Here is a 20,448-nt window from a genome sequence, read left to right on the forward strand (position 1 = left end):
AAACACTAACAAAAATTATTGTACGTTTAATCTCTTCGTTTAAACTCACTTAATAAAATAGCTGTTGCTGTAGCAACGTTTAAACTTTCGGTTGCTTGTAAACTACCAAACCGTGGTATAGATATTTTTTCTGAAATAAAAGCTTCAATAGTTGTGCTAATACCGTTTGCCTCATTACCCATAACCAAAATTCCGTTATTTAAATCTTGTTTCTGGTAAATATTTTCACCTTCCATAAAAGCACCATAAATGGGTAAGTTAGTATTTTTTAAATACTCCTGTAAATCTACATAATTAACATTTACCCTAGTTATCGATCCCATTGTTGCTTGTATAACTTTAGGGTTGTAGCAATCTACCGTTTGATTACTACAAATTAGATTTTTAATACCAAACCAATCGCAAAGTCTAATAATAGTACCTAAATTTCCAGGATCTCCAATGTCGTCAAGGGCAAGAATTAATCCAGAATTTTCAGGTTTTTTAAAGGAGGGTATTTTAAAAACAGCTAAAGCAGTGTTGGGTGAAGATAAAAAACTAATACGTTTTAATTCAGATGAAGTGATTACTATTTCCTTGTCTGTATTGTAACTATTGGCATCAAATTTGTTGTGTTCTGTGGTGTAAATTTTGAAGAGCTCAAAACTAGACTGAAGCAATTCGTTTATAGTTTTTAAGCCTTCAACAACAAATAAACCATGTTGCTGTCTATACTTTTTTTGCTTTAAACTAGTTATTAATTTTATTTGACTTTTTGAAAGCATAGTAATGTATTCTGGTTAAGAATTGCAAATATTAATAAGTTATGTTACTTGATTACTTAATTAAGTAATTTTTTCTTTTAAAAGCTGTATTTTTGACTGCAAAACTAAGGATTATAAATTTTAAAAAGCTACTAAACCTTTATAACTACGTTTGAAAAATAGACTCTCAAAAATATTAATTATAAGCATTTGTTTTAATTATTTTTCGTCCTGCGATAGTGTTAAAAGAGTTGCAGAAAACGATTATTTATTAGCCAAAAACACCATTAAAGTTAATAATGAAAAAAATAATACAGAGGTTTTAAATAATTTACTTTATCAGCAATCTAACGTTAAAATCCCTTTAATAAATTTACCCTTACGTTTGCATGTTTATAATTTAGCACGACCTAACATAGATTCAATTATAAATGAAAATATTTTTTTAAATACTAAGAAAAAGCAACGGTTAGAAAACTTTCTGTCAACAAAGCAATTCGATAAATATATTCAATCTAAAAAAGATTTTAATACTTGGTTAAAAAATACAGGCGAAGCACCCGTAATTGTTGACGAAGATAAAGCGAGTAAAACCGTAACAAGATTTAACAATTATTACATTAATAACGGATGGTTTGATGTTGATGCTAATTATAAAATTGATAAAAAAGAAAATAAAAAAGCTGAGGTAACTTACAATATTAATACGGGAAAAGCATATGTTTTAGATACTATAACAGCAAATATAAAATCGCCCATTGTTGATACTTTATATAAAGAAATAAAGAAAAAATCGTTACTAAAGCGCTTCGAACAGTATAAAACCGATAATTTTAATAATGAGCGCGATCGTATTTCTAGTGCTTTAAGAAATTCTGGGGTTTATCATTTTAAATCCGATTACATAAACTATACTATAGATACCATTGGAACCAATAATAAGGTTAACGTTGGTATTAATATTTTAAACAGAGCAATAAGAACACCCGATTCAACACGACGAGAACCTTTTAAAATATATAAAGTTAGCGATGTAAATATAATAACAGATTATACTTTTGAAAACAGAGGAAAGCCCTTTAACGACTCCATAAAATACAACGGTTTTAAAATTTATGCTTACGATAAAATTAAATATAACGCTAAGGCTTTAACCGATGCTGTATTTATTAATCCGGGTGGAGTTTATAAAGAATTAGATAAAACGAGAACTTACAGGCACTTAAACGAACTCCGAACATTTAAATACCCCAATATTGAATACGTAGAGAAAGGTAAAAATAGACTAAGCGATACTATTAGGCTTACACCCTTAAAAAAGTTTAATTTTGGTTTTAGCACCGATGCTTCACAAAGTGATATACAAATAGTTGGTTTTTCATTAAACCCAAGTTTAAAAATTAGAAATATATTTCGCGGAGCAGAAACATTCGAAATATCAGGGGTAGCATCAATTGGAGCTTCTACCGATGCTAATAGAAATAGTGATGAAGATCCATTTTTCGATATAAATGAATATGGCGTAGATTTTAAGCTAACAATACCAAGGCTATTTTCGCCGTTTTATACCGAGCCTTTTATACCAAAATACATGTCGCCAAGTACACAAATTAGTTTATCGGCAACAAGCCAAACTAATATTGGTTTAGACAAACAAAGCTTTAGCGGTGTGTTTAATTATAATTGGTATCCAAATTCAAAAATTTCCAACCGATTAGATTTTTTTAATATTCAATATGTAAAAAACTTAAATATTGACAATTATTTTTCGGTATATACAACATCCTATAGCAACTTAAATGATATAGCTCAGGATCTTGGATATGTAACAGATGATGACGATTTAAGTATCCCAACCGAAGCTGATGAGTTTATTGATGATGTTTTATCTGGAAACACAACTTTAACATCAGATGACGACGATTATATTACCGTATCTAACATTAATGAAAGAAAATTAAGGCTAACCGAAAATAACTTAATTCTAGCCTCAAGTTTTACTTTTACCAATGATGGTAGAACGAATTTATTTGATAACGATTTTTCTATATTTAAAGCAAAGTTAGAAGTATCGGGTAATTTATTTGCAACAGCTGCAGATTTAATGGGTTTCGAGCGTAATGCAGACAATCGTTTCGAAATTTTAAATGTTGCATTTTCACAATATACAAAAGCCGAGATCGATTATATAAAGCATTGGGATTTAGGTAGAAATAACGTATTAGCATTTAGAAGCTTTTTGGGTATAGCAATACCTTACGGAAACTCTAACAGCATTCCTTTTTCTAAAAGTTATTTTGCAGGAGGGCCAAACGATAATAGAGCTTGGACAGCCTACAGTTTAGGTCCGGGAAGTTTAGAAACCACTTACGAATTTAATGAAGCAAATTTTAAACTAGCAGTAAGTGCAGAACAACGTTTTAACATTGTTGGTAGTTTAAATGGAGCTTTATTTGTTGATGCTGGTAACATTTGGAATGTATTAGATAATGTAGACGATGATAGTGCAACACTAAGTAGTTTTACTTCATTAAAAGACATAGCTATTGGCTCTGGTTTTGGGCTCCGTTACGATTTTAGTTTCTTTGTATTTCGTTTCGATATTGGTTTTAAAACCTACGATCCTTCATACCAAGATGAAAACCGTTGGTTTAACGACTATAATTTTGCCAATGCGGTATACAATATAGGTATTAATTACCCTTTTTAAAAATACATTTACTACAACGTTTTAGGGTTATTTTAGGGTTAAATAAGTAATTAGCAATAATTAAATTGTTAAAAATTGATTACTTTTGAAGTAAGACTAATTAAAAAAATAAAATCAAACATAAACATGGCACACAACATTAAACCAGGAGTTGCTACAGGCGATGAAGTTCAAGAAATATTTAAACACGCAAAAGCGAACAATTATGCCTTACCAGCAGTAAATGTTATTGGTTCAGATACTATTAATGGTGTATTAGAAACAGCTAGAGATTTAAATGCTCCAGTAATTATTCAATTTTCAAATGGTGGCGCTCAATTTAATGCCGGAAAAGGATTAAGCAACGAAGACCAAAAAGCAGCAATAGCAGGTGCAGTAGCTGGAGCAAAACATGTTCATACACTTTCTGAAGCTTATGGAGTGCCTGTAATTTTACATACAGACCACTGTGCAAAAAAATTATTACCATGGATAGATGGTATGTTAGATGCTAGTGAAAAACATTTTGAAGCAACTGGAAAACCTTTATTCAGTTCACATATGATTGATCTTTCTGAAGAACCAATTGAGGAAAACATAGAAATATGTAAAACCTATTTAGAAAGAATGAGCAAAATGGGAATGACTCTAGAGATAGAATTAGGTATTACTGGAGGAGAAGAAGATGGAGTAGATAACAGTGATGTAGACGATTCTAAACTATACACACAACCCGAAGAAGTAGCTTACGCTTACGAAGAGTTAAGTAAAGTAAGTCCTCGTTTTACCATTGCAGCAGCTTTTGGTAATGTACACGGTGTTTACAAACCAGGTAACGTAAAATTAACTCCAAAAATCTTAAAAAATTCTCAAGAATATATTTCTGAAAAATATGGAGTAGGTCATAACCACATCGACTTTGTATTCCATGGTGGTTCTGGTTCTTCAGTAGAAGAAATTCGAGAAGGTATTAGCTATGGTGTAATTAAAATGAATATCGATACCGATTTACAATATGCATTCATGACTGGTATTCGTGATTACATGGGTGAAAAAGCTGAATATTTAAAAGCACAAATTGGTAACCCTGACGGAGACGATGTGCCAAATAAAAAATTCTACGATCCACGTGTTTGGTTAAGAGAAGGAGAAAAAACTTTCGTAGCGCGTTTAAAGAAAGCGTTTGAAGATTTAAATAACGTTAATACGTTGTAAGAAATTAAATGTTTTTGATAAAAGAGATTCTGTGAAAACAGAATCTTTTTTTGTATAATTTGTTTTCAACCAATTTAATAGGTTAAAATTACTAGAGTTTACATTATAAAAAGTACTGTAGTTTTACCTCAAAAGCAAAAAAAGGTTTAATTTTGTCTTCAGGCTTTTTTGTAAAAGCAAACTAACTAACAAAGTTGAAACTTAATAGATTTTTTATAATCTGTAAAAAAATATAAATCATATGTCTTGGTTTAAAAGAAAAACAAAAGGAATAACAACAACCACCGAAGAGAAAAAAGATACACCCAAAGGGCTTTGGTACAAATCACCTACAGGAAAAATTATTGATACCGAAGAGTTAGAAAAAAACTTTTATGTAAGTCCAGAAGATGGTTATCATGTACGTATTGGTAGTAAAGAGTATTTTGAAATTCTTTTTGATGATAATAAGTTTAAAGAATTAGATGCAAACCTAGAATCTAAAGATCCTTTAAAGTTTGTTGATACTAAAAAATACCCAGATCGTTTAAAATCTGCTCAAGAAAAAACAAATTTAAAAGATGCAGTTAGAGTAGGTGTAGGTAAATCTAAAGGAAAAGATTTAGTTGTAGCCTGTATGGACTTTGCCTTTATTGGTGGTTCTATGGGAAGTGTTGTAGGCGAAAAAATAGCACGTGCTGCAGATTATGCTTTAAAGAAAAAATTACCATTAATGGTAATATCAAAATCTGGTGGAGCTCGCATGATGGAGGCAGCCTTATCTTTAATGCAATTAGCTAAAACATCTGTTAAGTTAGCACAGTTAGCCGAGGCTAAATTACCATATATTTCGTTGTGTACAGACCCAACAACTGGAGGTACAACAGCATCGTTTGCTATGTTAGGCGATATAAACATTAGCGAACCCGGAGCTTTAATTGGTTTTGCAGGCCCTCGTGTTGTAAAAGATACAACTGGAAAAGATTTACCAGAAGGTTTTCAATCTGCCGAGTTTTTATTAGAGCATGGTTTCTTAGACTTTATTACGGTTAGAAAGGAACTTAAAAACAAAGTAAATCATTATATCGATTTAATAATGAATCAGCCTTTAAGAGCTTAATTCATTTTATAATATTTTAATCAAAGCCGCTAAATTTAGCGGTTTTTTTATTGGCTTTTAGTAACATTTTTTAAAAAGTGCTACCTATAATTACAACAGTGTGTTATTGTTTGTTAATTAAAACTATAAAATTATGGGAGGAGAAGGTGCAATGGCAGCAGCCAGTAATTCGTTAAAAAATAATAGAAGATTATTATCAAAACGACAAGACAAAAAAGTATTATCTGGAAGTTACGAAGGTGTTAAAATGAAATCTTTTCCAAAATCTACACCAGCATTATTAAACAAAATAAAACAGCAAACTATTGAGGAAAACAGAGTTTATAAAAGGAAAATTGTTTTTATAACATTATTGCTAATGTTACTATTTAGTTTGTTGGGGTATTATATTTTTATATAAAAAAAGACCTTTAAGTATATTTAAATCTTAAAGGTCTTTGTCTAAAATTATCAGCTTCAGTTAAAAATTAACTTACAGCTTCTTTAATACGTTTTATAGCTTCAATAATTTGTTCTTGTGAAGCAGCATATGAAATACGAATACAATCTGGGTTACCAAAAGCTTCACCTGTTACTGTAGCAACCAAAGCTTCTTCTAATAGATATAAAGAAAAATCAGTAGCATTGTTTATGGTTTTTCCACGTAAAGTCTTTCCGAAGTAATGCGAAATGTTAGGGAATACGTAAAAGGCACCATCTGGTGTATTGGTATTAAAGCCTTCTACATCATTCAATAAATCTAAAATTAAATCACGACGTACCTTAAACTCGTCAATCATGTATTGCACTTTACTTGGCGATTCGTTTAAAGCAGTAATTACTGCACGTTGTGCAATACAGTTGGCCCCACTTGTAATTTGCCCTTGTAATTTATTACAAGCTCTTGCAATTTTTTCTGGAGCACCAATGTAACCTATTCTCCAACCCGTCATAGCAAAGGCTTTAGAAACGCCATTTACTGTAATAGTGTTGTTATACATATCTTCAAATTGAGCGATACTGGCATGACCACCTTTGTAGTTTATATGTTCGTAAATTTCATCAGAAACCACATAAATGTTAGGGTGTTTTACTAAAACATCTGCCAAAGCACGTAGTTCAGCTTCGCTATATACCGAACCACTAGGGTTACAAGGTGAACTAAACCAAAGCATTTTAGTTTTTGGTGTAATAGCTGCTTCCAGTTGCGCTGCGGTCATTTTAAAGTCGGTGTCAATAGATGTTTTAACTTCTACAGGAACACCTCCGTTTAATTTTACAATATCAGAATAACTCACCCAGTACGGGCAAGGTAAAATAACTTCGTCACCTTCGTTAAGCATAACACCTGCAATATTTGCTAAGCATTGTTTTGCACCTGTAGATACAACAATTTGAGCAGGAGCATAAGTTAAGCCATTATCACGTTTAAATTTAGTTATAATAGCATCTTTTAATTCGCCATAACCATCAACAGGAGTATAAGAGTTGTAATCGTCGTTAATAGCTTGAATAGCGGCTTCTTTTATAAAATCTGGCGTGTTAAAGTCTGGTTCGCCTAAGCTTAAACCAATAATGTCTTTGCCTTCGCCTCTTAATTCTCGTGCTTTTGCTGCCATGGCTAACGTTGCTGAGGTAGCCATGTTTAAAATTCTATCAGATAATAGTTGCATTTAAATGTAAATAAGTTGGTTAAACGTTTAAAGCTGGTTTAGCTCCCATTTGTTTTAAAAATTTAAAATGAGAGATAATGGCTTTACGTGTTGTTTTATATTCGTTGTAAGGTAAATTAAATTCTTTAGCAGTTTCTTTTACTATTTTTGCGATTTTTGTATAGTGAACATGACTTATGTGCGGGAAAATATGGTGTTCCACTTGGTGGTTTAATCCGCCAGTAAACCAATTAACAATTTTGTTTTTAGTACTAAAATTAATAGTAGTTTTTAATTGGTGTATTGCCCAAGTATTTTTCATGGTGCCGTTTTCTTCAGGTAAAGGCATTTCGGCTTCTTCCATAACGTGTGCTAATTGAAACACAACACTTAAAATTAAACCAGCTGTATAATGCATTAAAAAGAAGCCTAAAAGTACTTTCCACCAAGAAATATCTAAAATTAAAAGAGGTAAAACTATCCAAATAGAAACATAAATTATTTTAGAAATAACCAGTTTACTCCAATTCCAAACAGGATTTGGGAATTTACCGTAAGACAGTTTACGTTTCATATAACGACGCATTTGTTGCCAATCTGTAGTAATTGCCCAGTTTATAGTTAATAAACCATATAATAGAATAGAGTAGTAATGCTGGAATCTGTGATACCATTTCCACTCAGAGTGATTTGTAAAACGTAATATGCGGCCAGCATCTAAATCTTCGTCATGGCCATGAATATTAGTATAAGTATGGTGTAAAACGTTGTGTTGTACTTGCCAGTTATAAACATTTCCTGCAAGTATATAAATGCTACTACCCATTAAACGGTTAACCCATTCTTTATTTGAAAAAGCGCCGTGGTTACCATCGTGCATTACATTCATACCAACTCCTGCCATACCTACACCCATTACAATAGTTAATAATAACTGTGCCCAACCAGGAATATTTAATGTAAGTATTAAAAAATAAGGTGCTAAGAAAATAGAGAACATAACTATGGTTTTAACCCATATTTTCCAGTTTCCGGTTTTTTTAACATTGTTTTCTTTAAAGTAATTGTTAACTCTTTTATTTAATGTTCTGAAGAATTTTGCTGAATCCGTTCTAGAGAACGATAATGTCTGTTTAGTCATGATAAAAATTTTATATAGTATTCAAATTAGGTCGAATTACCATATTCGGTGCAAATATAGTTATAAACGAACTGAACTAATAACGTTTTTTAGTAAAATAATGTATTTAAAAAGTATATTTTTGTTGAAAATTTAACAGAAATGGAACTCATTTTAAAGTACTTTCCAGATTTAACCGAGACTCAAATTAATCAGTTTAAACAATTAGAAAATCTTTATCAAGACTGGAATTTAAAAATTAATGTAGTATCTAGAAAAGATATAGACGAGTTGTATTTACGCCACGTTTTACACTCGTTAGGTATTGCAAAAGTAATGGAATTTAAAGATGGAAGTAAAATTATGGATGTTGGTACCGGAGGAGGGTTCCCTGGGGTGCCATTAGCTATTTTATATCCAGAATGTTCGTTTCATTTGGTAGATAGTATTGCTAAAAAGCTTAAAGTAGTAAATGAGGTTGTTCAGGGCTTAGGTTTAACCAATGTTAAAACTACACACACTCGTGTTGAAGAAATTAATGATACCTACGATTTTATTGTGAGTAGAGCTGTAGCAGCAATGCCAACTTTTGTACATTGGGTAAAAGGAAAAATAAAAAAAGAACAAAATCACGATTTAAAAAATGGTATATTATATTTAAAAGGTGGTGATTTAAGTGAAGAACTTAAAACGTATAGAACAGCTACTATTTACGATTTACCAGATTTTTTTGAGGAAGTTTTTTTTGAAACTAAGAAAATAGTACACTTACCATTAAAATACAAAGGCTAATTATTGTGCTTTAACAATGGCGTTAATACTGTTATTAAAGTAATGATAATAGTTTTGATGCCAAAAAGTATACTTATAATCTTCAATAGTATTTATGGCTTCACCAGGTGCAATTATGCTATTTGCTTTTTTTAGATATACAGACGCTTGCTCTAAACTACCTAATTTTTGGTAAGCCATGGCTAAGCCTAAATATGTGTCAAAATCCATGGTGTCAAAATCTTTAGCTTTTTTAAAGTCTGAAGCAGCATCATCATATAAACCCAAAAATAAATTAACAGCTCCACGGTAAAAATAACTGTAGGCATTGTTTTTGTCGGCGCGTAAAACTATAGATAAATCGTTTTTAGCTTCTTTTAAGTAATTAAGTTCCATAAAAAATATACCCCGGTTGTAATAAGATTCAATAGATGGTTCAATTAAAATAGCTGTATTGTAGTCTTTTAAAGCGATCTCATAGTCTTTCAAAGCTTTTCGTGCATGACCTCGTAAAATATAAACTTTAGCAAAGTCTGGAGCTATTTTTAAAATTTTAGAAAAGTCTGTTATCGCGTTTTCAAATTCACCTAAATCTAATTTAACACACGCTAAACTGTAAAGTGCATCAATAAAATCATCATCAAGAAAATAAGCTTTTGCATAATCGGCTTTAGCCCCACTAAAATCTTGCAAACTATATTTTGCATTCCCCCTGTTAAAAAATGTATTGGCATCTTGCTTATTAATAATAATTCTAGAATAGTCTGCAATAGCCCCCCTGTAATCACCTAAATTATTTTTAGCCAAGCCACGCTGGAAAATAGCATCGTAATATTGTGGCTCTAATTTTATAGCCTCATTTAAAATAGAAATGCGTTCTTTTAAATTAGACGTTCTCAACGCTTCGCGATACATTTTCTTAACTTGTCCAAAAGCAAGAAATGGAAATATTGTTAGTAGGAGTAGTAATTTTTTCATTAGCTATTCTTGAGCAAAAAATATGCCGTTTTTAAGATAAATATAATATAGTTTTTTAAATTAGAGCTATGCGAGAAGATTTTCTACACTACATATGGAAATACAAAAAGTTTATTATAACCGGATTAAAAACTGTTTCTGGGGAAGCAATTACAATTAAAAATGTTGGAGAACATAATTTTAATTCAGGGCCAGACTTTTTTAATGCACAAATCCAAATTGGAGATCAGCTTTGGGCAGGAAATGTTGAACTTCATGTTAAATCATCAGATTGGTTTTTGCACAATCATGAAAAGGACGATGCTTATAAAAATGTTATTTTACATGTGGTTTGGGAACACGATACCGAAGTTTTTGCAAAAAATAATTTACCTATAGCTACCTTACAGTTAAAAGATGTTGTAGACTTTAATTTAATTAATAGTTATAAGAAGTTATTTTTAAATGATAGCAGATGGATTAACTGTGAAAATAGTTTTTCTAGTATTGACGATTTTACGTTTAATAACTGGAAAGAACGATTGTATTTTGAAAGAATAGAGCAAAAAACAAGTGTAATTGAAGATTTGCTAAAAACTTCAAAAAACGATTGGGAAGCCGTTTTATTTAAAATGTTGGTTAAAAACTTTGGATTAAAGGTTAACGGTGAAGCTTTTTTTAGTCTAGCGAATTCCATAGATTTTTCATTGATTAGAAAATTACAAAATAGTACTAATTTATTAGAAGCATTACTTTTTGGTCAAGCGGGTTTATTGGAAGAAGACATAGAAAATTCATATTATATAAATTTAGTAAAAGATTATGCTTTTTTAAAAAGTAAGTATACTTTAAGCAATATAAATGTTCTTCCAGTACAATTTTTTAGATTAAGGCCTCCAAATTTTCCAACAATTCGTTTATCACAAATGGCTAGTCTTTATAACTTGCATGGCAATTTATTTTCAAAAATTATAGAGACGAATGTAATAAATGACTTTTATGAGTTATTAAAAGTTGAAACATCAAGTTTTTGGAAATCGCATTACACATTTAATAAAGAATCAAAAACGATAAAAAAGTCAGTTTCAAAATCTTTTATCGATTTACTATTAATAAATACAATTATTCCTATTAAATTTTGCTATGCTAAGCATAAAGGTATTAACATCAATGAAGATATAGTTTCATTAATATCATCAATTGCATCAGAAAAAAATAGTATAATTTCTGCATATAATAAATTAAAACCTGTGTCTAAAACAGCTTTAGACTCTCAAGCGTTAATTCATTTAAAAACAAATTATTGTAATACTAATTTATGCCTAAAATGTGCCATAGGTAATGCGTTTTTAAATAATAAACTTTTAAACCAAAAAACTTAGTGTTAACTTGCAATATGAATGTATTTTATAAACCAGTATATTTTTTTCAAAAGCATGGCTATTACGTATGCCAACGTATTGCCGATAGGTTGGGAATTCGTGCAAAAGTAGTACGAACCACATTCATGTATTTAACCTTTGTAACAGTAGGTTTTGGTTTCGCTTTATATTTATTTTTAGCCTTTTGGATGAAAATAAAAGACTTAGTATACACCAAACGCTCTTCGGTTTTCGACTTGTAGTTTTATATGAATCCATTAATAAAATTTTTTAGAACCAAAATATACACCGCCGTTCTTCTGCTAATTGTTCTTTTATTAATTGGTGTTGCAGGCTATAAAATAATTTCGGGATATACATGGGTTGATGCTCTTTATATGACGGTTATAACCATGACTACCGTTGGTTTTGGCGAGGTAGTTCCGTTAGATAATCAAGCTAAAATATTTACAGTTTTTTTAATATTGGCAAGCGTAATTATTGTAGGTTATGCACTATCTATTATCACCGAGTACATAATAAGTAAAAATGATGTTGAAGAGTTAAAACATAGAAAAATGCAAAAAAAAATAGATGCTTTTCAAAAACATATTGTAATCTGTGGTTATGGTAGAAATGGAAGGCAAGCAGCACAAAAATTAATGGCATATAAACGAGAGTTTGTAGTTATTGAAAAAGATAAAGAAATGGAAGAACGTTTAGAGCTAGACGGGGTTCCATACGTAATAGGTAATGCCAATGAAGATGAGATTTTAATACAATCTGGTGTACAGCGTGCATCATGCTTTATCTCCGCATTACCCAACGATGCCGATAACTTATTTGTAGTTTTATCGGCAAGACAACTTAACTCTAAAATAAATATTATTAGTAGGGCGTCTCAAGAATCATCTTACGATAAGCTAAAATTTGCTGGGGCCAATAATGTTATTTTACCAGATAAAATAGGTGGCGACCATATGGCATCGTTAGTTGTTGTTCCTGGCTTAATGGAGTTTATTGATAATTTATCAATAGTTGGTAAGGCAAACATAAATATAGAAGAAGTAGCTGTAGAAAAATTATTCAATACAAATAATTCTAACAAAACAATTAAGGATCTAGATTTACGCCGTAAAACAGGTTGTAACATAATTGGTTATAAGGATGCTCATGGAGAATATATTGTAAATCCAGAAGCCGATTTAAAAATAGAGCCTAAATCCAAAATAATTGTTTTGGGTCGTCCAGAGCAAATAAATACATTAAATTCAGAATATAATATAGAACAGTAAAATTACATTTTTAACAACCAATGTTTTAAAATGCCATTTTTTTTTAGCATCTTGCCAGCAATTACTCATTATTCTCTAAATAAAAACTAACTTATTTCTATATTATGAAGAAGAATCTTCTAACAGTTCTTACATTAATTTTACCAGTTTTAACATTTGCACAAGAAGAAGTTGGTCTCGATCAAAAAATAGATCAAGCTTTTGCTCCAATAGCTAACTTTTTTAAAAACGTTGTGTTTTTTCCTATTTATCAAGGGGAAGAATTTACAATTCCATTTGTATTATTACTTTTAGTAGGAAGCGCTTTGTTCTTTACTATTTATTTTGGTTTCCCAAACATTCGTTACTTCTGGACAGCAATAAATACAGTACGTGGTAAATATGAAGATATTGAAAAGCACGGTGCTCAAGAGCTTTATGGTGAAGATGGTATTGCTCAAGGTCAAGATTTAACTAATGTAGATATAGAAGAACATTTAGTAAGTGTAGAAGACGATTTAGCTGTAGATGGCGATATTGTTGATACCATACGAGATGAAAGCTCAGAAGGGGAAGTGTCTCACTTTCAGGCTTTAGCAACTGCGGTTTCAGGTACAGTAGGTAATGGTAACATTGCGGGTGTAGCTTTAGCTATTGCTTTAGGTGGTCCAGGAGCAACCTTTTGGATGATTATTTGTGGTCTTTTAGGTATGTCTACTAAGTTTGTAGAATGTACTTTAGGTGTTCAATATCGCGATGTAGGTGAAGATGGTACTGTTTACGGTGGTCCAATGTATTACATAAGTAAAGGGTTAAAATCAAAAGGATTTAAAACCTTAGGGAAAATTGCAGCAGGTATTTTTGCAGTATTTTGTATTGGTGGTTCGTTTGGTGGTGGTAACGCAGCACAATCTAACCAAGCAACTATAGTAATTAAAGAGCTTTTTAACTGGCAAAGTACTGCAGCAGGTGCAATTGTAGGTTTAGTATTAGCTGTTTTAGTTGGTATTATAATAATTGGAGGTATTAAGCGTATAGCATCGGTAACTGAAAAAGTCGTGCCTTTTATGGCTTTAATGTATATAATAGCTTGTGTTTATATAATCTTTAGTAATTTCTCTTTAATTGATGATGCTATTGGTTTAATTGTAAAAGAAGCATTTAATCCAACAGCATTTGGTGTAGGCTCGGTAATAGGAGTTTTACTAGTAGGTTTTAAACGTGCGGCGTTCTCTAACGAAGCTGGAGCTGGTTCGGCATCAATAGCGCACTCTGCGGTAAGAACAAAATATTCTGCTTCAGAAGGACTTGTAGCTTTATTAGAGCCATTTATTGATACTGTTGTAATTTGTACTATGACGGCTTTAGTTATTATTATTTTTAACTTTGGAGGCTTTTTTGAGTATGGTGGAGACGGTTCAGGTGTTGTGTTTATAGATGGTGAACCTTTTGAAGGTGCAGGTATTACATCTAAAGCATTTGCGCAATATATTCCTTACTCTAATATATTTTTAACTATAGCTGTAGTATTATTTGCTGTATCAACAATGATTTCGTGGTCATACTACGGATTACAATCATGGAAATTTTTATTCGGAAGAGGTAAAGTTGCCGATTTAGTTTATAAAATATTATTCTTAACCTTTGTTGTAATTGGTGCAGCAGCCAGTATGGGGTCAATTTGGTCGTTCTCCGATGCGATGATTTTCGCTATGATTTTCCCTAACATGGTTGGTTTATTCCTATTATTCCCAGTGGTTAAAAAACAATTAAATCGCTATCTTGATGCTATTAAGCTAAAAGTAGATGCTATTGAAGATTAAACTTTAACTAACTCAACTCTAATGCTATCCCATTTCAAGTTTACTAAACAACAGCGAAATGGGATTTTGCTTTTATTAACCATTATTATTGGTTTACAATGTGCTTATTTTTTTATTGATTTTTCTGCCGAAAGTGAACCAATAAACCCAGAAGAATATCTAGCCTTTGAAAAAGAATACGATTCTATTAAAAAAATAAAATTAGAGTTAAGTAAACCTAAATTATACCCTTTTAATCCTAATTACATTTCAGATTTTAAAGGCTCTAATTTAGGAATGACTAATGAAGAAACTGATAGATTATTAGCTTTTAGAAAACAAGGTAAATGGATTAATTCGGCTAAACAATTTCAAGAAGTAACACAAGTATCAGATTCTCTTCTAAATCAAATATCACCTTATTTTAAGTTTCCAGACTGGGTAAATAGAGATACACAACCAAATAGCAAATCACGCTTCAACAAAAATAAAGAAGAAAAGCAAGATTTAAATAAAGCAACAGCACAACAATTGCAAACAGTTTTTGGTGTTGGAGAAGTTTACGCGAAACGAATAGTAAGGTTTAGAAATAAATTCCCAGGTGGTTTTATTGCCGATGTACAGCTAAACGATGTGTATGGGTTGAAGCCTGAAGTAACAAAAAGGATTACCCAAAAGTTCACGGTTAAAACACCTCGAGTAGTTAAAAAAATAAATGTCAATACAGCCACTGTTAACGATTTTGTAACCGTTCAGCATATCGATTACGATTTAGCAAATGAAATAATAGCGTATAGAAATTCTCTTAATGGTTTTAAATCCATCCAAGATCTAAAAAAAGTAAATGGTTTTCCTGTAAATAAATTTGAGATAATTGAATTATATTTGCAAACCGAAAATTATTTAAATGAATAACATATACTTCACTGAAGAACACAACCTTTTTAGACAGAGTTTAAAAGACTTTTTACAAAAAGAAGTTGTACCGAATATTAATAATTGGGAAAAATCAGGTGTAATAGATAAATCTATTTGGACTAAGTTAGGTGAAATGGGTTTTTTAGGGATAAACTATCCTGAAACTTATGGGGGTTTAGGTTTAGATTTTTTTTACACAGTTATTTTACTTGAAGAACTTCAAAAAATAAATTCAGGCGGTTTTGCTGCAGCAGTTTGGGCTCATGTATATTTGGCCATGACGCATTTAAATGCAGAAGCTAGCGAAACCATTAAAGAAAAATATTTATCTGCAAGTATTGCTGGTGAAAAAATAGGATGTCTTTGTATTACTGAACCTTTTGGTGGAAGTGATGTGGCAGGAATGCGTACTACTGCAGTAAAAGACGGTAATGTATATGTTATTAATGGTTCTAAAACATTTATTACTAATGGTGTTTATAGCGATTACTTAATTGTTGCAGCTAAAACCACACCAGAATTAGGAAATAAGGGCATAAGTATATTTCTTATAGATAGAGAAACTCCTGGTGTTTCTGCAACAAAGCTAGATAAGTTAGGGTGGAGAGCATCAGACACAGGTGAAATAGCTTTCGATAATGTTAAAATACCTGTTGAAAATTTAATGGGAGAAGAAAACAAAGGCTTCTCTTATATCATGCAACACTTTGCATCCGAACGTTTAATTATGGGAATTAATGCCCATGCTCGCGCAGAATTTGCTTTAGAGTATGCCTTGGACTATATGAAGGAGCGTAAGGCATTTGGTAAATCAATCAATCAGTTTCAAGCCTTAAGACATAAAATTGCTGATTTGTACACCGAAATGGAATTCTGTAAAACTTTTAATTATGCTGTAGCTAACCAATTAAACAAAGGAGAATATGCGGTTAAAGAAGCTACTATGTCTAAATTAAAATCTACAAAAATGGCCGATGAGGTTATGTACGAATGTTTACAGTTTTTAGGTGGTTATGGTTACATGGAAGAATACCCAATGGCACGACTGCTTCGCGATAGCAGGTTAGGTCCAATTGGTGGTGGAACATCAGAAATACTTCGAGAAATATTATCAAAAATTATCATAGATAATAAATCATACAAACCAGCAACTTAATTTTAAGTTGTTTTTAGCGCCAATTTATTTTAACAAACCTAGAATTCTTTTTAAAGGCTTCTGGTGTGTGTTTTAAAATTGATTTTCTTAAAGCGGTAATTAAGGCTTCTTTTGTAAAGTTTTTGTGCGTTACAATGCTAATTTCTCGAACGGGTTCTGGAGATTCAAATCTAACAATATGTTTTTTATCAGTAGCTTCATTGTATGATAACTCAGGAATTAAAGTATAACCAGAAATTTTATTTATTAGGGGTTTTAATGTTTCAATAGAGCCGCCTTCCATTAAAATATTGCGTTCAAACTCTACGTTTTTTAGTTCGCATAATTTTAGCATTTGGTCTCTAAAACAATGCCCTTTTGCCAATAGCCATAAACCTTCGGGTTTTAAGTCTTCGCTACTTATTTTGTTTTTTCCTTTTGTTATAGATTTTATATTATCGGTGTAAACTAAAAAGGGTTCGTAAAACAAAGGGGTTTCAATAATATTTTTTTCGTTTAAAGGAGTCGCTAATATACCAATGTCTAATTGTTGTTTTTCTAATTTTTCTATAATGTCTTCACTGTGTAATTCTAGTATTTTGAGTTTTGTTTGTGTATGTTTTTCTAAAAATTCTTTTATAAATAAAGGCAATAAGTAAGGTGCAAGTGTTGGTATTATGCCAATACTAAAGGTGCCGTTCATATTTGTTTTTTCATCATTAACAGTGCCTTTTAATTCATCAATTAAAACCAAAATGTCTCTAGATTTTTTTATAAAGTCTTTACCTAAAGGTGTTGGTTTTAAAGGTTGACTAGTTCTATCAAATAAAATTAATCCTATCTGGTCTTCTAATTTTTTTACTTGTAGGGTTAATGTAGGTTGTGCTACGTTGCAACTCTCAGAAGCTTTTACAAAGTTTCTAAAATTATCTAATGCCACTATATATTTTAATTGTTGAATCGTCATTATTTATATTGTAAATATTAGTTGTTTAATTATCTATTTGATAAATATAGTAGCTCTGCTTTAATTTGCCAAAAAATAATTTAAACATGAAACAAATCAGCATTACTTTTTTAACTATTCTAATGTCAACTTTTGCTATAGCACAAGAAATGACAACTAACTTTGGTGCGCCCGTTGGCGATAACCAAAACTCAAAAACCGTTGGTGAGTACGGTCCTGTTTTATTGGAAGATATTCATCTAATAGAAAAATTAGCAGCATTTGATAGAGAACGTATTCCAGAACGCGTTGTACACCCAAGAGGGGCAGGTGCATTTGGAGTTTTTGAAGCCTCTGCAGATATGTCGAAGTATACAATTGCGGCACCTTTTCAGCAAGTTGGAAAAACAACAGAGTTAGCAGTAAGGTTCTCTACAGTAATTCATGGTAAAGGTTCTCCAGAAACAGCAAGAGATCCAAGAGGTTTTGCGGTAAAGTTTTACACAGAGCAAGGTAATTACGATATTGTTGGTAACAATTTACCTATCTTCTTTATTAGAGATGCCATTAAGTTTCCAGATATGGTGCACTCTTTAAAGCCATCCCCTGTTACTAACAAACAAGACCCAAACAGATTTTTCGATTTCTTTTCGCATATTCCAGAAGCCACGCATATGTTAACTCGTGTGTATTCAGATTACGGAATTCCAGCAGGTTATCAATTCATGAATGGTAGTAGTGTTCATGGTTATAAATGGATTAATGCTAAAGGTGAGGTAACTTATGTGAAATACCATTGGGAATCTAAACAAGGTGAGAAAAATTTAACAGTAGCTGAAGCTGAAGTACAACAAGGTAAAGATTGGCAACATGCCACAATAAGTTTACGTAATGCTATTGATAGTAAAAATTACCCACAATGGGATTTGTACGTGCAACTAATTAAACCAGAAGATTTACATAGTTTCGATTTCTTCCCGTTAGATGCTACTAAAGATTGGCCAGCTGATAAAATTGAGCGCATTAAAATTGGAACGATGACGTTAAATAGAAATCCTGTTAATTATTTTCAAGAGGTAGAGTCTATCGCATTTGCTCCTGGTTCATTAATTCCAGGCGTACAAGCTTCAGAAGATAAATTATTACAAGGGCGTTTATTCTCTTATTTCGATACGCAAAGACACCGTTTAGGTCCAAACTTTCAGCAAATTGAAGTGAATAAGCCAAAACAAAAAGTGGTTAACTATAATTCTGATAGTTTTTCAAGCTCAAGAAACGATGAGTTTGATAACCCAGATGTAAACTATCAACCAAGTTCTAGAACAGCTGTTTCAGATACCGAGAAATATAAATATGTTCAAGAAACTTTAAACAATGTAACAATTACTCAGCAAAAAATTACAAAAACTAACGATTTTAGTCAGGCTGGAGATTTTTACAGATCATTATCAAAGCAAGAGCAAGAAAACTTAATAAGTAATCTGGCTGGAGATTTAGCTAAGGTAAAAGATAAAAATACACAAAAAACCATGATTACTTATTTCTATAAAGCAGATAGAAATTATGGAATGAGTTTAGCAAAAGCACTTGGTTTTTCAATGAGCGATTTTATGGGTGGTAAACACTAAAAGTTGAGTTGATTATTATTCTGCGAAGCTTATAGTTTCGCAGAATTTTTAAATGAGGTTTAAAATGATGATGAAAAAATTATTGTACATAGGCATAACACACGAAACAAGTAAAGCTTCAGAAAGAGCGTTTTATGCGTTTACATCTTCTGAAAAAGAAAGACTAATTACTGCTTTAAGGTTAAAAATTAATGTGGAAGGCATAGCAATTTTAAGTACTTGTAATAGAATGGAGTTGTATATTGAAACCAGTAATGGAACTCCAGAAATTATAAAAGATGTTTTAGTAAATTTTGCCCAAACATTACATAATACAGCTTTAAACAAGTCGTTGTTTACACTTCATCACACTACAGCTGCTACGGTTAAACATTTGGCAACAGTTGCAAGTGGTTTAAAGTCATCAATTATTGGTGATAAACAAATTATTACTCAAATTCGTATTGCGTATAAAGAAGCAGTAGCGCAAAATAGGCAAGGTACTTTGCTGGAAAGAGCTTTTCAGGCTGTATTTAAAAGTCATAAACGTATAACAAAGGAAACACTGTATTTTACAGGAAGTACATCTACTTCATATGTAACTTTAAAATTGGTTAAAGATTATTTTAATGCAAATAATATTGAAAACGGAAAAGTACTATTAATAGGAGCTGGAGATATGATTCAAGATATTTTAAAATATCTTAAAAAAATACAGTTCTCCAATGTTTATATTTCTAACAGAACGCATATAAAAGCTCAAGAAATTGCTGAAAAATATCAACTAAATATTGTTAACTGGGATGATGTTGAAAATAATAATTTAGAAGATTTTAATGCTATAATTTCAGCAGTAAGTAATAGAAAGAACATTATGTGCAATACTAAATTGAATCAAACAAATCGTATTTATTTAGATTTAGCAGTGCCTTTTAATGTGAGTGATAGTTTAGGAGTTGTAAATCCTATTTATAATATAGAAGATATATCAAAGGAAGTAAATAAGGTTAATGGTATGCAAAATAACGCTATTCCTGTTGTAGAGAATATCATTAATCAAGAGGTGAAAAGTTATATAACCTGGGTTAATAATTATAATAATAGAAGGTTGAAAAATGATAAACCTTATAAATTTATTGAAGCCAAAAAGTATCTTTCAGCATCATAAAACAAAAATTTA

18 protein-coding genes are annotated in these 20,448 nt (G+C 31.2%); 13 read left to right on the forward strand and 5 right to left on the reverse strand.

All coding sequences use genetic code 11. The features are described 5' to 3' along the window. Positions 1-26 precede the first annotated feature (26 nt). Positions 27-764: a TrmH family RNA methyltransferase gene (locus LG649_RS12000; RefSeq protein ID WP_226544054.1), complete on the reverse strand. Its 738-nt coding sequence runs from the start codon at positions 762-764 to the stop codon at positions 27-29. Positions 765-915: 151 nt separating this feature from the next. Here LG649_RS12000 and tamL point away from each other — a divergent pair, with 151 nt between their 5' ends. The 4 genes from tamL (at position 916) to LG649_RS12020 (ending at position 6,146) form a co-directional block, all read left to right on the forward strand. Then, a complete protein-coding gene (gene tamL, locus LG649_RS12005; protein ID WP_226544055.1) occupies positions 916-3,453 on the forward strand; it encodes a translocation and assembly module lipoprotein TamL in 2,538 nt (845 codons plus the stop codon). A 126-nt stretch (positions 3,454-3,579) separates the two neighbouring features. Next, the gene (gene fbaA, locus LG649_RS12010) at positions 3,580-4,647 is read left to right on the forward strand and encodes a class II fructose-bisphosphate aldolase (protein ID WP_226544056.1); all 1,068 of its coding nucleotides are present in this window, start codon (positions 3,580-3,582) and stop codon (positions 4,645-4,647) included. Between the two features lie 241 nt (positions 4,648-4,888). Next, a complete protein-coding gene (gene accD, locus LG649_RS12015; RefSeq protein WP_226544057.1) occupies positions 4,889-5,746 on the forward strand; it encodes an acetyl-CoA carboxylase, carboxyltransferase subunit beta in 858 nt (285 codons plus the stop codon). Between the two features lie 133 nt (positions 5,747-5,879). Then, positions 5,880-6,146 (forward strand): hypothetical protein, encoded by a 267-nt coding sequence (locus LG649_RS12020; RefSeq protein ID WP_226544058.1) that lies wholly within the window; start codon positions 5,880-5,882, stop codon positions 6,144-6,146. Positions 6,147-6,213: 67 nt separating this feature from the next. On the opposite strand, the gene LG649_RS12025 is transcribed toward LG649_RS12020, so the two are convergent. Both LG649_RS12025 and LG649_RS12030 read right to left on the reverse strand, forming a co-directional pair. Continuing rightward, on the reverse strand, positions 6,214-7,398 hold the full coding sequence (locus LG649_RS12025) for a pyridoxal phosphate-dependent aminotransferase (RefSeq protein WP_226544059.1): 1,185 nt from the start codon (positions 7,396-7,398) through the stop codon (positions 6,214-6,216). 19 nt (positions 7,399-7,417) lie between these two features. Then, entirely contained in the window at positions 7,418-8,518 is a 1,101-nt protein-coding gene (locus LG649_RS12030; RefSeq protein ID WP_226544060.1) for a fatty acid desaturase family protein, read from the reverse strand. A 141-nt stretch (positions 8,519-8,659) separates the two neighbouring features. Between LG649_RS12030 and rsmG the strand changes: the two genes are divergently transcribed. Next, the gene (rsmG, locus tag LG649_RS12035) at positions 8,660-9,289 is read left to right on the forward strand and encodes a 16S rRNA (guanine(527)-N(7))-methyltransferase RsmG (RefSeq protein ID WP_226544061.1); all 630 of its coding nucleotides are present in this window, start codon (positions 8,660-8,662) and stop codon (positions 9,287-9,289) included. Here rsmG and LG649_RS12040 read toward each other — a convergent pair whose 3' ends face one another. Then, entirely contained in the window at positions 9,290-10,246 is a 957-nt protein-coding gene (locus LG649_RS12040; protein WP_226544062.1) for a tetratricopeptide repeat protein, read from the reverse strand. It abuts the gene before it with no gap. 68 nt (positions 10,247-10,314) lie between these two features. Here LG649_RS12040 and LG649_RS12045 point away from each other — a divergent pair, with 68 nt between their 5' ends. From LG649_RS12045 to LG649_RS12070, 6 genes are all read left to right on the forward strand, one after another. Beyond that, a complete protein-coding gene (locus tag LG649_RS12045; RefSeq protein WP_226544063.1) occupies positions 10,315-11,607 on the forward strand; it encodes a DUF2851 family protein in 1,293 nt (430 codons plus the stop codon). Between the two features lie 14 nt (positions 11,608-11,621). Next, complete coding sequence (locus LG649_RS12050) at positions 11,622-11,849, forward strand: PspC domain-containing protein (RefSeq protein ID WP_226544064.1); 228 nt, start codon at positions 11,622-11,624, stop codon at positions 11,847-11,849. A 6-nt stretch (positions 11,850-11,855) separates the two neighbouring features. Further along, positions 11,856-12,881: a potassium channel family protein gene (locus LG649_RS12055; RefSeq protein ID WP_226544065.1), complete on the forward strand. Its 1,026-nt coding sequence runs from the start codon at positions 11,856-11,858 to the stop codon at positions 12,879-12,881. A gap of 104 nt (positions 12,882-12,985) precedes the next feature. After that, a complete protein-coding gene (locus LG649_RS12060; RefSeq protein ID WP_226544066.1) occupies positions 12,986-14,683 on the forward strand; it encodes an alanine/glycine:cation symporter family protein in 1,698 nt (565 codons plus the stop codon). 21 nt (positions 14,684-14,704) lie between these two features. Continuing rightward, complete coding sequence (locus tag LG649_RS12065) at positions 14,705-15,577, forward strand: ComEA family DNA-binding protein (protein WP_226544067.1); 873 nt, start codon at positions 14,705-14,707, stop codon at positions 15,575-15,577. Then, on the forward strand, positions 15,570-16,736 hold the full coding sequence (locus tag LG649_RS12070) for an acyl-CoA dehydrogenase family protein (protein ID WP_226544068.1): 1,167 nt from the start codon (positions 15,570-15,572) through the stop codon (positions 16,734-16,736). Before LG649_RS12065 ends, LG649_RS12070 begins: the two co-directional genes overlap by 8 nt. A gap of 13 nt (positions 16,737-16,749) precedes the next feature. Here the strand turns inward: LG649_RS12070 and LG649_RS12075 are convergent, their stop codons facing one another. After that, positions 16,750-17,682, reverse strand: coding sequence for a hydrogen peroxide-inducible genes activator (locus LG649_RS12075; protein ID WP_226544069.1), 933 nt, complete (start codon positions 17,680-17,682; stop codon positions 16,750-16,752). Between the two features lie 86 nt (positions 17,683-17,768). Between LG649_RS12075 and LG649_RS12080 the strand changes: the two genes are divergently transcribed. Both LG649_RS12080 and LG649_RS12085 read left to right on the forward strand, forming a co-directional pair. Continuing rightward, on the forward strand, positions 17,769-19,289 hold the full coding sequence (locus tag LG649_RS12080) for a catalase (protein ID WP_317197664.1): 1,521 nt from the start codon (positions 17,769-17,771) through the stop codon (positions 19,287-19,289). 64 nt (positions 19,290-19,353) lie between these two features. Continuing rightward, positions 19,354-20,436 (forward strand): glutamyl-tRNA reductase, encoded by a 1,083-nt coding sequence (locus tag LG649_RS12085; RefSeq protein WP_226544070.1) that lies wholly within the window; start codon positions 19,354-19,356, stop codon positions 20,434-20,436. The last annotated feature ends 12 nt before the right edge of the window (positions 20,437-20,448 follow it).

The organism is Neotamlana laminarinivorans, from assembly GCF_020523925.1.
Taxonomy (GTDB): Bacteria; Bacteroidota; Bacteroidia; order Flavobacteriales; family Flavobacteriaceae; genus Neotamlana; species Neotamlana laminarinivorans.

Excerpts from the sequence above, each read along its gene's own strand:
- LG649_RS12065 (WP_226544067.1), top strand. The coding sequence starts at position 14,705 with ATGCTATCCCATTTCAAGTTTACTAAACAACAGCGAAATGGGATTTTG.
- fbaA (WP_226544056.1), top strand. The coding sequence starts at position 3,580 with ATGGCACACAACATTAAACCAGGAGTTGCTACAGGCGATGAAGTTCAA.
- LG649_RS12080 (WP_317197664.1), top strand. The coding sequence starts at position 17,769 with ATGAAACAAATCAGCATTACTTTTTTAACTATTCTAATGTCAACTTTT.
- LG649_RS12085 (WP_226544070.1), top strand. The coding sequence starts at position 19,354 with ATGATGATGAAAAAATTATTGTACATAGGCATAACACACGAAACAAGT.
- LG649_RS12055 (WP_226544065.1), top strand. The coding sequence starts at position 11,856 with ATGAATCCATTAATAAAATTTTTTAGAACCAAAATATACACCGCCGTT.
- LG649_RS12040 (WP_226544062.1), bottom strand. The coding sequence starts at position 10,246 with ATGAAAAAATTACTACTCCTACTAACAATATTTCCATTTCTTGCTTTT.
- LG649_RS12075 (WP_226544069.1), bottom strand. The coding sequence starts at position 17,682 with ATGACGATTCAACAATTAAAATATATAGTGGCATTAGATAATTTTAGA.
- LG649_RS12070 (WP_226544068.1), top strand. The coding sequence starts at position 15,570 with ATGAATAACATATACTTCACTGAAGAACACAACCTTTTTAGACAGAGT.
- LG649_RS12050 (WP_226544064.1), top strand. The coding sequence starts at position 11,622 with ATGAATGTATTTTATAAACCAGTATATTTTTTTCAAAAGCATGGCTAT.
- rsmG (WP_226544061.1), top strand. The coding sequence starts at position 8,660 with ATGGAACTCATTTTAAAGTACTTTCCAGATTTAACCGAGACTCAAATT.
- LG649_RS12045 (WP_226544063.1), top strand. The coding sequence starts at position 10,315 with ATGCGAGAAGATTTTCTACACTACATATGGAAATACAAAAAGTTTATT.
- LG649_RS12030 (WP_226544060.1), bottom strand. The coding sequence starts at position 8,518 with ATGACTAAACAGACATTATCGTTCTCTAGAACGGATTCAGCAAAATTC.
- LG649_RS12020 (WP_226544058.1), top strand. The coding sequence starts at position 5,880 with ATGGGAGGAGAAGGTGCAATGGCAGCAGCCAGTAATTCGTTAAAAAAT.
- LG649_RS12025 (WP_226544059.1), bottom strand. The coding sequence starts at position 7,398 with ATGCAACTATTATCTGATAGAATTTTAAACATGGCTACCTCAGCAACG.
- LG649_RS12060 (WP_226544066.1), top strand. The coding sequence starts at position 12,986 with ATGAAGAAGAATCTTCTAACAGTTCTTACATTAATTTTACCAGTTTTA.
- LG649_RS12000 (WP_226544054.1), bottom strand. The coding sequence starts at position 764 with ATGCTTTCAAAAAGTCAAATAAAATTAATAACTAGTTTAAAGCAAAAA.
- accD (WP_226544057.1), top strand. The coding sequence starts at position 4,889 with ATGTCTTGGTTTAAAAGAAAAACAAAAGGAATAACAACAACCACCGAA.